We start from the raw sequence: 12,069 nt of genomic DNA, 5'->3' as shown, positions 1-12,069 counted from the left end.
CGCAGACGGGCGACAAAGCGGGCTTCACGGCGTAGTATAAACAGTCTCATTTTGCCGTGGAGCCCGTATGTCCCTGAACATTACCGTTATTAAAGACAAAATCCTTTCTGAAAATTACTTTGTTCTGCGTAACATCACTTACGATCTCACCCGTAAGAACGGGGACGTCATTCGCCATAAACGCGAAGTCTACGACCGGGGCAATGGTGCAACCATCCTGCTGTATAACCGTGAAAAGCAAAGCGTGGTGCTGATCCGCCAGTTTCGCATCGCGACATGGGTCAATGGCAACGCGGACGGACGGCTGATTGAAACCTGTGCAGGTCTGCTGGATGACGATGAGCCGGAAGTGTGTATCCGCAAAGAAGCCATTGAGGAGACGGGTTTTGAAGTGGGGGCGGTGCAGAAAGTCTTTGAGCTGTTTATGTCCCCTGGCGGGGTCACCGAACTGATCCACTTCTTCATTGCGGAATACACCGATGCCCAGCGCACGCACCGGGGCGGCGGCGTGGACGATGAAGACATTGAAGTGCTGGAAATGCCTTTCGCTCAGGCTGTCGACATGGTGAAACGCGGCGAGATCCGCGACGGTAAAGCGGTGATCCTGTTGCAGTATCTGCAAACCAGCGGGCTGATGAATGCGGCGGCGGAAGCGCGATAAGTTGTATTTCAGATAAATCTATCCGATAAATCCGATTGAGCCAGCCCGCCCAGGGCACGAAGATACGCCCCAGATTGACCTATTCGTTTCCGGGGCTGTGCCGTTCATGCGCTACTGCGTTTTTCTTCTCTTCTTCATTTGCGTGCTTCCCGCGCCTTTGGTGTGGGCTGCGCCTGCGCAGCAGTCTTTTTCAGACTGGCAGGTGACCTGCAATAACCAGAACTTCTGCGTAGCGCGCAATACCGGCGAGCATCGCGGTCTGGTCATGACGCTGAGCCGCAGTGCGGGGGCAAAAACGGACGCCAGCCTGCGCATCGATCTCGGCGGGCTTTCGGCGCCTCCGGTGAAAGAGCCTGACATCGCCCCGCGCCTGCTGCTCGACAAGGTGCCGCTTAAACTCACGTCGCAACACTGGCAGTTAACCCCCTGGCATCTTAAAACAGACGATACGGCCACCATCACCACGTTTCTGAAAACTATTCAGGAAGGGCAGGCGCTGACCCTGCGCGGGGGGAAGCAGACAATCTCTCTGGCCGGGCTAAAAGCGGCGCTGCTGTTTATCGATGCCCAGCAAAAACGCGTCGGAAGTGAAACGGCGTGGATTAAAAAAGGGGATAGTCCACCGCTGAGCGTGCCGCCTGCGCCGGCATTAAAAAAGGTGGCGGTGGTGAACCCCACGCCAACGCCGCTGACGCATAACGAACTCAACGATCTGCTGGATTACGGTACCTGGCGCATGAACCACAGCCAGTGCTCTCTCGATCCGAACCGGCGTGAAGTGCGCGTGACCGCGCTGACCGATGACAAAGCGCTGATGATCATCAGCTGTGAGGCGGGGGCGTACAACACCGTCGACCTGGCGTGGCTGGTGTCGCGTAAAAAACCGTTTGCGGCCAGGAGCGTGAGATTGCGTCTGCCGTTTACCCCTTCCAGCCAGAGTAGCGACATGGAGCTGATGAATGCCAGCTTCGACGAAAAAACGCGCGAGCTGACCACGCTGGCGCTGGGACGCGGGATTGGCGACTGTGGGATCCAGACCCGCTGGCGTTTTAACGGCCAGCGCTTCCGCCTGGTACGCTACGCGGAAGAGCCAAGCTGTGATCACTGGAATGGGCCAGATGCCTGGCCCACGCTGTGGATCACAAGGTAGGGTTTTGCCGGGTGGCGCTGTCGCTTACCCGGCCTACTTTTTAGAACCGTAGGCCCGGTAAGGCGTAGCCGCCACCGGGCACGAGGGCATCACCGATCGCTCTTACGGAAAAAGTCGTTATACAGCATATACAAATGCGCCGCGCTCCAGGAGAAGTTAGGTGCGCCCTGCTGTGCTCCGGTCAGGGGGTTATAGTTCTCCTGAATCGGGCCGTCCGAGGTTAACCCTTTCGCATGCTTAAAGAAGGTTTCGGCGAGGGTTTGCGCCTGCTCACGATAGCCGTAACGTTCCATGCCTTTTAGTCCAAACCAGAACTGATCGACCCAGACCCGGCCGCGCCAGTATATGTCTGCGCCGAACGCCGGGTTTGTCAGCGCGGCGGTACCGAGCGGTACCCAGGTATTGAACTCCTTCGGATCCAGCATCACCTTGACCACGGCATCCGCATGTTCCTGCGTCGCGGCACCGTTAAACAGCGGAGACCAGCCTTCCGGCCCTTTACCACGCTCGACGATAGGTTTGCCCGCACAGCCGTTCGCCAGCGGCTTATCCTCGATACGAATGTCATAGTAAAACCCGCTTTTCGCATCGAACATGCAGGTGTTGATATAGGTTGCGAGCTTATCTGCCAGCTGGCGATAGTGGCTGGCCTCCTGCTCTTTACCCAGCAGGCTCGCCATCTGCGCCAGATAGTGATTGTCGCTGTACATATAGCTTGCCTGGTCAACGGACTCCTGTAATAAGGAATACCCTAACAGATCGCCTTTTTTACTCCTGTTTTCGGCAAATTTAACCGTCCAGTCGCTGCGTTTCCCGCCGTTTTCAACGTACTTATCCAGCTGCGCTTTATCGATAAATCCGAATACGGCGGCATCATCGCGCCCGGACTCCCACGAGGCGGCCACCTGCGCGGGGATCTCCAGGCTGTCGTACTGGCCGTTATCGATTATCCGTGCGTAGTTATTCAGGCCGGAAAGCGACTCTTCTTTATCACCTTTTTTCACCGTGAACAGCATCTCGCCGGTAGCGGTGTTATGGGCCTTATCACGCGTCGCACCGTACTCCGGCACGCCGTTGCCGTTATGATCGCGGTTACGCAGCCACCAGTCGTGATAGGCAACCAGTTTTGGATACATCTCGGCAAGCCAGGCTTTATCCTGCGTGGTGTTATACACCTCCATCACCGACCATGCCGCCAGGCTCGGCTTGGTGTTACGCTCGTTCCAGTTACCGCCGTCGCCGCCTCGTTCCGGGCTCAGGTTCCAGGCGATTAAATCCGGCACAAATCCGGTATCCTGCGGGCGCACCGGATCGTCGGGTTTGATCTGCCAGGAGAAGACCGCGCGGATGTTCTCTTTGGCGATCTCCGGGTTGAAATGCGCCATGGCAAATGCCTGTTTCCAGGTGTCCCACGGCCAGGTCTGGTTGCCGGAGAACCAGCGTCCGGTTACGGAGGGCGTCACCGTGTTAAAACGCACCGCGCCGCCTGGCGAACGCCAGTTACCGTTCAACGTCTCGATGGCTTTCACCGCCACGCGCGTTTGTTCTGGAGTCGCGTGCGGGTTGGTTAACCCTTGTTGTAAATACCTCTCCCAGCGCGCTTGCGAGGCGGCCATAAAGTAGGCCGGACGCGCCAGAATGTCGCGGATCTGCGGCTGTTCACGCGCGACGTCATCGGCGTTCAGCAGATGGGAGTAGGTAGTGTACAGCGTGGTGCTGCCGGAAATCTGTGCCCGGCTGGTAAAGCGATGTCCGTCAACGGTGGTCTCGGCAGGAAGAGAGCGGTGTAACTGATATTCGGAACTGCCGGAGGTGAGCAGATCCCAGGTGGAGCGTACCTTGCCGAAGGTTACCTTCAGGCCGTCGCGCGTGGCTACAATTTTACGCTGATAATCAGGATATGCGCTGTCGATGGTTTTATCCGAACGCGGCTTGCCCTCTTTGGCCTCCAGTTTTTCCAGCAGCTCGCCGTCCCACACCAGCTCCAGCGGCGTTTTGCTGGTAATACGGGTTTCAAGCAGCGAAGTACGCGCAGAAGCAAAGCGCAGCGTCATCACGATCTGAACATCCCTGGCGCTCAGTTTCTGCACCAACGCGCCAGGGAGGCTGTAGGCTTCAAGGGTGAAATCCACTTTTTTACCGTTCTGGTAAACGGACAGGCGATCAAAATTCGTCGCCATAAAGTTGATATACTCTTCGGTGAGCAGCGCTACGCCGGGAAATCCGCCCTGGGTCTGCGGCCCGTCCGGCAGCAAATGCCCATGCCAGGCACCCATATCAAAAAAGGGATTAAACCGCTGGTGGTCGTCGTAGTCGAAATCCTGCATGAAGAGCGGCGCACCGGTACGGTTGATGACGTTTTTGAAGTCAGTTGCGGTGGCGGCGTGAGCCGAAAAACTGAGCGCCAGCGCGCAGGCCAGCGGCGTGAGGACGTATTTCATGGTGGTAGATCCTTTTTACCAGTAGAAGTATTGCATCAGGAAGACCTGATCGCTCGGGTCGCCGGAGGCATTTTTCATATAGAAGCGGCTGTCGGCAGCGGTGGCAAAACGCCCGCCGCCGTACTCGTACCAGATCCCGAACTGCATAAACGAGGTAGTTTTTTCAGCCGCATCGTCCGGACGATGTTTCGCGTAGCTGTAAGCAGTGGAGAGATAAACGCCTTTCAGGGCTTCCACCATGGCGCTGACCATAAATCCGCTCTCCGTGCCGGAGACGTTCTGTCCATCTGCCCGTCCGGTATGATGCCACGCGCGTGCCGCCAGGTTGGGTGTCAAAACGCCTGTTAAAAAGAGCTGGCCTGTACCGTCGGTAATTTCAAGACCGTTCATCCAGGTGACATCTTTCATGATGTCGTACTGAATATAGCCATTCGCCATTGCCGGATAGGTATATTTGTCGTCATAACGATCGTATTTGCCGAAGTGCAGCCAGGCCTTGCTTTCGTCATGGTGACCCGCTGGCGTGGCGGTGACGCTATAGCGCAGGTTGCCGGAGAGGTTTTGCACCTTTAGTGCGTACAAGATGTCGCGGGTGTTGGGGATCACATAGCCCAGATCCGGCGTAAAATCGCCCCACCATTGCAGGTCATCGAGAGACGAGTCCTGGCGCAGGCTGAGCATGATCTCGGTGCTGTTATCGGTTTTGTAACCGCCGTAGAAGCGGTTAATCCCACCTTCAAACCCGCCCCAGCTGTGATCGGGCACCCAGGCGTTGCCCTGATGATCCGCCTGTACGGTCCAGCCTTCGCCGTAAATCAGGCCGAACCAGTTCCCCTGTTTCATCTCCAGACCGCCCTCAATATAAGTGCCGTCGCTGTATTTATGTTTATCCTGACCTTCTAAATCCATATACCCACCGACGCCCATCTCGCCATAAAAACGAAATGACGGGGAGGTTATTGCCGGTGTTTTGGTATCGTCATGTTCAGCGGGCCGGGCATCTTCTGCGGCAATAGCAGGGCAGCAGAAAGAGAGGGCAGCGAGTGCCCACAATGTTTTTTGTTTAATTTTCATAAACTCATCCCAATGAGATAAAATCCATGCCTTTTATTTCAGTTAATATTCGAGGCAGGTGATGCTTCAATTTGTTGTTGTTCTTTTGATAATCCGTTTACGTATTTGCTGTATTTCCACCAGGCAAATCCGAGGAATAAAACAATGCCACCGACGTTATAGAAAATAATGGTCAGAATATTGGCACCGGTAGGGAAAGTGGATGCCACAAAACCAATGGCGAAAATAACAATCAGCATCGACACTATGGTTATACCCGTGGTTCGTGAACCCATCCTGAAATCGCGCGGCAGGTGATCGAGCTTACGACGCAGGTTGAGGTAGGCCAGCATAATAAACAGCGGCGGTAACATGGAGGCCGCAGCGGTCATATTGATGACGGTGTTCATCAGCTCCTGCGCGGTACTGGAGCCCATGGACGGGATAATCATCAGTGGGATCACAATCAAATACTGGATCCAGGCCGCGCGCGCCGGTACGCCGTTTTCGTTCAGCGCCACGGTTTTCGGACCAAAAATGCCGGTCGGGATCTCCGAGAAAAAGATTTTGACCGGCGTCGCCGTCCACATCAGCAGGGAGCCGAACATGGCGGTAAAGGAAACCAGACCGACGAAACGGTTCATAAGCACTTCCGGCAGGCCAAACCACACCGCCAGACCGTGGAACACCTGCACCGAACCCCCGGTAAACTTCAACGCTTTGCTGCTGATAAAGACGTTGATCAGTACCGAGGAGATGGAGTACAGCACGCCGATAAAGATCCCCGCCAGGATGATCACTTTAACGAAAGATTTCGAACCGCCTTTCACATCGTTTACGTACACCGCGACGGATTCCGCGCCCCCGGCAGCCATAAATATCCAGGTGGTAATGCCGAGGAATGCCCAGTTAAAATGCGGGATCATCGCGTCGACGGTAATCGGATCAGCGGGCTGCACCCCACCCATTAGCGCCGCGCCCGCCAGCAGAATGTAAGAGAGCGTCAGCAGCAGCATCAGCGTGGAGGTTACAGACGTAATTGGCCCCAGCATCTTCGCCCCGTTGGTGGAGACCCACGTTGAGAAGGCGAACAGCACCATACTTAGCACCGTTGTGGCAAATGGTGTGAGAATGTACTCATAGCCAAGAAAGGCATAAGAGGCATAGGCAATGACGCGCGGTAATAACGAGGTGAAGAAGAATAAATTCACGAACCAGTATGTATAAGCGGTAATAAATGCCCAGCGCCCGCCGAGTGAACTTTTTACCCAGGCATAAACTCCAGCTTCTGAGTTTTTATTCAACGAGACAAACTCAGCGATAATTAAGCAGAACGGGATAAAATAGAACAGGGTTGCTAAAAAGAACATCGGTGCGGAGGCAAGTCCGAGTTCGATATTATTATTGATCACGTTGTTAAAACTAAACACGGCGGCAAAGGTCAGCGACAGCAGGCCGAATTTGCCGATGGTATTGCGTTTGGTGGTTTCAGACATAACGTTTCTCCGGGTAAGAGGCTAGCGGTGCTTCATTGGCACCGCTCGTTTTTTTATTTGTTATGGAAATAACCGTCTTCGATGGTCACATTGAGAATGACTTTTTTGACCGGCTCCTCGCTGATAAAGCGATACGCCTCATGGTTCTCACAAATTACGATCTGCCCCTCGCGCACCTGTTCGGTGGTACCCACGCCTTTCAGGTATTCTCGATCGGTCTCATCGCGGTAGCACTCCACTGTCTGAAGCGCATCTTTGGCGGCATATTCAATTTTCTGCGCGCCCTGAAGGTAGTAATGCACCTCGAAATAGCGGCGATGCCCGACAAACAGCGCGTCGGTGCTGGCATCATTGGTCACACGGTAGGCCAGCGAATCGCCAATCGAATGGGCTACGCCGGGCGAGATATTATCGATATTGTTAATGGCTTCTGAGCAGCGCTGCCATTTGCGACCCGTGCGGTAATGCTGTTGAAACTGTTCCAGGCTCTCAAGAACGATCATTTGTCTGCCTCGCTGTGCAAATCCATGGAGAAGAAACCGGTGCCGAATTGCTGGCGTGCCAGCGCCATCGAGGCGATGCGGCCGCCATTGAGCGGGAGCAATGTGAAGCCGTAGCGGAACGGACTGAACCAGACGCGCCAGCTCTCCAGTACCTCACTTCCCCAGGAATTGGAGCCTAAGCCCAGCACCTGGTGGTCAAGATTAAGCGTAATGTCATCGCAGCGGCGCAGTTCGTTGCAGTGCTGTGCGGCGTGAATGTTCTCAGCCGTGTAGTGCCAGGCGCTGAAGTGGAGAGGCTGTTGCGGTACGACCAGCACGCCGCTGCCATGACGATCCGCGAGGGAGGCCCAGCGCACCTGCTGACGGTTGCCGTTGTTTTGCGGGAACGGATAATTTTCAAACATCTTATCAACCGTGGTGTGCCACAGGTCGATGGTGCTGGCCTGCTGGCTGTCCGGATAGTTTTCACCCGGCCCTCGCCCGTAGTAGCTCACCTGATCGAAACCGCCGTTGATGCCAAGCGTAAAGCCGATGCACGGAATGATGTGCGGGTACTCGCCGTAGCGCTCACCGCATAGCTCAACGTTGATTTGCCCGTCGGCGGCGATGCGCCAGCGATAGGTACAGCGCATGCCAAAATCAAACACTGGCGGGGCAATCAGGGTACGGGTGGTGACGATGACCGCATCGTTATGCTGCTCAACCTCGAAACCGCGCAGGTGCTCCTGCATGATCTGGAAATGATACGGCTGCCACAGCCCTTCATACTCCTGCTTATGGTTATCAATCATGGGCTTGAAGAAGTTAATCTTCGGCTCACGGGTAAGGTATTCCTCACCGTTCACCTGCCAGGCGCTGAGTTTTCCCGATACTTTAGAGAAGCTCGCGCGGAAGTTATGCCCGGTCACGGTGCAGCTCAGGCGATCTTCCTCCAGACGCAGCGGAGTGGCACTGGTGTTGATAAACGATGTCGGGCGTGCCGTGCGGTCTTTTAACGGGAACTGATACACCGCGATCTCGTGCCCGGCCTCGCTGTAGCGCGTGGGACTGTTTTTGATAATACGTACAGTCAGGAACGCTTCGCGCTCGTCCAGTTCCGGCACGTGCAGACTGACGCTGCGGGAGCTGTTGGGGGCCAACCCGGTGATGTTCAGTGGCTCGCTGTGCAGCGTTTCACCTTCCGCACGCACCTCCGTGAGCAGGGTGTAATCATCCAGGCTGGTGAACCATAAGCGGTTATCAACGTGCAGCTCACCGTTTTGCCAGCGCAGTTTGACCGGGGCGATCACCTGCTTGTACTCACGCAAACCTGGCCCGGGTGTTTGATCGGAGTAGATCAGCCCGTCGAGGCAGAAGTTGTAATTATTGGGGTAATCACCGAAGTCGCCGCCATAGGCGTACCAGATATTGCCGCTGGCGTCTGTTTTCTGAATACCGTGGTCGCACCACTCCCAGACATAATGCCCCTGAATGCAGTCGTGGCGATCGAACACGTTCTGATACTCGGTCAACCCGCCGGGACCGTTGCCCATCGCATGGGCGTATTCGCAGATAATGCGCGGTTTGGCGTGCGGGTATTCGCCAAACAGATTCATCAGCGGTACGCGGGTATACATGGTGGAGATAATGTCCACCACCTCGGCGTCGCGATCTTCTTCGTAGTGAAGCAGGCGAGTATCATCCAGCGCTTTTGCCGCACGGGCCATCGCGCGGATGTTACAGCCGTAGCCGGACTCATTTCCGAGCGACCAGATGATGATCGACGGATGATTTTTCTGCGCGTGAATATGGCGTTCGATACGCTCAACGTAGACCGGCTCCCACACCGGATCGTCCGTAATGCGGCTCAGGTCGCCGACGTTGGCGAAGCCGTGAGATTCCACATCCGTTTCAGCCATCACAAACAGGCCGTACAGGTCGCAAAGCTCGTAAAAGCGCGGGTCGTTCGGGTAGTGGGCGGTACGTACCGAGTTGATATTGTGCTGCTTCATCAGGATCAGGTCGCGCTCCACGCGATCCATCCCCACCGCGCGGCCCCTCAGATGATCGTTGTCATGACGATTGACGCCGTGCAGCTTCAGATAACGGTTGTTAACGTAGAACAGGCCGTCTTTCACCTTGATATCCCGAAACCCGATGCGCTGCGGGATGATTTCCAGCGTCTGGCCATGGTTATCTTTTAAAGTCATGACCAGATGATAAAGATCCGGCGATTCAGCGGACCACTGGCGGGGTTGCCTCACCTCAATGCTGAAGGCGGTTTCCGCACGCTCGCTGACGGTCAGGTTGTCGGTTGTTCCCTGGTGCAGCACTGTCTCGCCGTCGTACAGGGTATAATCCAGTTGAACACAGCCAGGGCGTGCTGCAAGGTTTTCCAGCTCAAGCTGACAGAAGAGGGTGGCATCCCGGTATGCCTCGTCGAAGGTGGTTTTAACCGTGAAATCGCGGACATGCGTGAGTGATTTTCCCAGCAGGTAGACGTCGCGGAATATCCCCGCCGTCCACCACATGTCCTGATCCTCAATGTAGGTGGAATCTGCCCACTGCATAACCCGCACGCACAACAGGTTTTGCCCGCTGTGTACCGCATCGCTGATATCAAACTCGGCAGACAGTCGGCTGCCTTTGCTAAAGCCTATATAGCGGCCATTCACGTAGACTTCGAAATAGGTTTCGACGCCGTCAAACTTGATAAGGGTCTGTTTCTCTTGCCAGCTTTCAGAAAGCGTAAACCAGCGCTGGTATGCCCCGGTCGGGTTGTCTGACGGCACCCATGGTACGTCCACCGGGAAAGGAAAGCCTTCGTCGGTGTACTGCAACTGACCGTGACCTTCCATCTGCCACATGCCCGGCACGGTAATATCGCCCCAGTCGGCCATGTATTCTGAGGTAAAGTTTTCCGGGACAAGCAGCGGGTTCGTGAAGAAGCGAAAGTTCCACTTTCCGCTTAGCGACAGAAAGTGGCTGCTGGCTTCACGCGCAAACGTGCGCGCCCGGGAAACGGTGTCATAAGAGAAGAAGTACGCACGCGGCGGGAGCCGGTTTTCATGCGTGAGTTGAATATTTTCCCAGCGATTCATGTGATCTCCCTGTAGGGGTAAAACATCATTGCTGGAGATTTTAGTAAATATTTTACTAAATAAAATCAGTAAAACCGATTTGCTTTAACTCGATCACGAAATTAAAAAAGCCGGGCGTGCCCGGCGGGAGAGTTAACAGGTGGAAATCAGCGGGTGGTGCCGCGCAGCTTCAGTACGCTCGGGACAAAGACCTGAAGCGGTAGCGCGCGGCCATCGCGGGCCTTTTCCAGCAGCAGATTAACGCCCTGGCTGCCCATCATTTCAGAGTGAATGCGCACGGTGGAAAGAGGCGGGAAGGTAAAGCGGGCGGTTGGAATGTCGTTCACGCTGATCAGTGAAATATCTTCCGGGATCGCCAGCCCTTTTTCGTGGATGGCGCGTAACACCCCGATGGCGATGGAATCGGAGGCCACGAACAAGGCGGAAGGCCAGCACTGTTGTGCCAGCATGATTTTTGCCAGTTCATAACCGGACGAGCTGGAAAAACCGCCGCGCCAGATGTCCTGTTCCGATACCACCCCTTTCAGGAGCCCGTACTCCACGAAGGCGGCTTCCCGAATATCAGCCTTGCCTGGCTCATCTTCGCCGCCGATAAAGCCAATCCGCTTAACTCCCTGAGCAATAAAGAAATCCACGATCTGCTTGCTGATGCGCGAAAGGTCAATATCGACAGAATCGTACTCGCTGCCTGGCTCGTGAAAGTCGATAAAACAGACGTTGTCGGTCAACGACATTGCCGCACGTCGAAGCGCAGGGGAGGGTTTGCCTACAATCAACACCCCGGTGAGCTTTTTCAGCTCCGGCAGGGTGGCATTAGCATAGCAGTTACTCAGTTCGACCCCCAGTTTTTCGCACTGCGTCTCAATGCCGTGGCGAATGGCAAGATAGTAAGGGTCGTTGATCTCCAGTTCCTGCTGGTAGCTGTAGAGCGCCAGAATATGTTGCTGACCGGCAGCGACAGACTGCATTTTACGGGAGGTCGTGCTTTTGTATTCCAGCTTCTCGGCAATCTCAAGAATGCGGTGTTTCGTCTCTTCTTTCACATTCAGCGTCGGGTCATCGTTTAAAACCCGGGATACCGTTGCCAGCGAGACGCCAGCTTCCGTCGCGATGTCTTTCAGCGTTGCCATGTTTGTCCTTATTCCCCACGAGATAGCTTATTGTAAAGGATGCGTTCGGACATGCATTAATTTTTAGTAAATAACATCCCTGTTGCCCTCGCCAGTTACCGTGCTAGTATTTAGTAAAATTTTACCAGGGAGGCAAAAGTGGAAACGGTAGCGTACGATGATTTTGCAAAGCTCGAGATCCGCGTGGGAAAGATTGTTGACGTTAAACGTCACGCCAATGCGGACAAGCTCTATATTGCGCAGATAGAGGTGGGAGGCAGAATGCTGCAAACCGTCACCAGCCTGGTGCCGTATTACCGGGAAGAGGAGCTGATGGGCAAAACGGTGGTGGTGTTGTGTAACCTGGCAAAGGCTAACATGCGCGGTGAAACGTCTGAATGCATGTTGCTCTGCGCGGAAACCGATGACGCCCGAGAAAGTGTGTTATTAACGCCGGAGCGGGTGATGGCGGCAGGGGTAAGAGTGGTGTGAAAAAGCCGGGTGGCGGCTACGCCTTACCCGGCCTACAAAGCCTCGAACCGCAGGCCGGGTAAACGACAGCGTCACCCGGCAAAA

General features: G+C 55.1%; 9 protein-coding genes. 3 read left to right on the top strand and 6 right to left on the bottom strand.

What is annotated here, in order from left to right:
- Window positions 1-67 precede the first annotated feature (67 nt).
- Window positions 68-661 carry a GDP-mannose pyrophosphatase NudK gene (gene nudK, locus AC4OVU_RS15840; protein WP_110292299.1) on the top strand — a complete coding sequence of 198 codons (594 nt, stop codon included), beginning with the start codon at window positions 68-70 and terminating at the stop codon, window positions 659-661.
- Window positions 662-767: 106 nt separating this feature from the next.
- Complete coding sequence (locus AC4OVU_RS15835) at window positions 768-1,811, top strand: DUF1176 domain-containing protein (protein WP_110292298.1); 1,044 nt, start codon at window positions 768-770, stop codon at window positions 1,809-1,811.
- An 89-nt stretch (window positions 1,812-1,900) separates the two neighbouring features.
- Here the strand turns inward: AC4OVU_RS15835 and ygjK are convergent, their stop codons facing one another.
- The 6 genes from ygjK to ebgR all read right to left on the bottom strand — a co-directional run bounded on the left by ygjK (window position 1,901) and on the right by ebgR (window position 11,514).
- On the bottom strand, window positions 1,901-4,252 hold the full coding sequence (gene ygjK / locus AC4OVU_RS15830) for an alpha-glucosidase (protein WP_032619289.1): 2,352 nt from the start codon (window positions 4,250-4,252) through the stop codon (window positions 1,901-1,903).
- A 15-nt stretch (window positions 4,253-4,267) separates the two neighbouring features.
- A complete protein-coding gene (gene ygjJ / locus AC4OVU_RS15825) occupies window positions 4,268-5,326 on the bottom strand; it encodes a protein YgjJ (protein WP_045338607.1) in 1,059 nt (352 codons plus the stop codon).
- Between the two features lie 38 nt (window positions 5,327-5,364).
- Entirely contained in the window at window positions 5,365-6,801 is a 1,437-nt protein-coding gene (locus AC4OVU_RS15820) for an amino acid permease (protein WP_032649019.1), read from the bottom strand.
- Window positions 6,802-6,854: 53 nt separating this feature from the next.
- Window positions 6,855-7,304: a beta-galactosidase subunit beta gene (locus AC4OVU_RS15815; RefSeq protein ID WP_015572213.1), complete on the bottom strand. Its 450-nt coding sequence runs from the start codon at window positions 7,302-7,304 to the stop codon at window positions 6,855-6,857.
- Entirely contained in the window at window positions 7,301-10,384 is a 3,084-nt protein-coding gene (gene ebgA / locus AC4OVU_RS15810; RefSeq protein WP_063413223.1) for a beta-galactosidase subunit alpha, read from the bottom strand. The genes AC4OVU_RS15815 and ebgA overlap by 4 nt, the downstream gene beginning before the upstream one ends.
- A gap of 146 nt (window positions 10,385-10,530) precedes the next feature.
- Window positions 10,531-11,514 carry a transcriptional regulator EbgR gene (ebgR, locus tag AC4OVU_RS15805; RefSeq protein ID WP_015572215.1) on the bottom strand — a complete coding sequence of 328 codons (984 nt, stop codon included), beginning with the start codon at window positions 11,512-11,514 and terminating at the stop codon, window positions 10,531-10,533.
- 138 nt (window positions 11,515-11,652) lie between these two features.
- Between ebgR and AC4OVU_RS15800 the strand changes: the two genes are divergently transcribed.
- Window positions 11,653-11,985, top strand: coding sequence for a tRNA-binding protein (locus AC4OVU_RS15800; RefSeq protein WP_045333810.1), 333 nt, complete (start codon window positions 11,653-11,655; stop codon window positions 11,983-11,985).
- The last annotated feature ends 84 nt before the right edge of the window (window positions 11,986-12,069 follow it).

Source organism: Enterobacter sp. 6722112, assembly GCF_058661685.1.
The sequence above is the reverse complement of the archived record's forward strand: the minus strand, read 5'-3'. Positions and strand labels throughout refer to the sequence as shown.

Bases quoted from the DNA above. Each gene is read 5' to 3' on its own strand.
- AC4OVU_RS15820 (WP_032649019.1), bottom strand. From the start codon at position 6,801: ATGTCTGAAACCACCAAACGCAATACCATCGGCAAATTCGGCCTGCTG.
- nudK (WP_110292299.1), top strand. From the start codon at position 68: ATGTCCCTGAACATTACCGTTATTAAAGACAAAATCCTTTCTGAAAAT.
- AC4OVU_RS15815 (WP_015572213.1), bottom strand. From the start codon at position 7,304: ATGATCGTTCTTGAGAGCCTGGAACAGTTTCAACAGCATTACCGCACG.
- ygjK (WP_032619289.1), bottom strand. From the start codon at position 4,252: ATGAAATACGTCCTCACGCCGCTGGCCTGCGCGCTGGCGCTCAGTTTT.
- ebgA (WP_063413223.1), bottom strand. From the start codon at position 10,384: ATGAATCGCTGGGAAAATATTCAACTCACGCATGAAAACCGGCTCCCG.
- ygjJ (WP_045338607.1), bottom strand. From the start codon at position 5,326: ATGAAAATTAAACAAAAAACATTGTGGGCACTCGCTGCCCTCTCTTTC.
- ebgR (WP_015572215.1), bottom strand. From the start codon at position 11,514: ATGGCAACGCTGAAAGACATCGCGACGGAAGCTGGCGTCTCGCTGGCA.
- AC4OVU_RS15835 (WP_110292298.1), top strand. From the start codon at position 768: ATGCGCTACTGCGTTTTTCTTCTCTTCTTCATTTGCGTGCTTCCCGCG.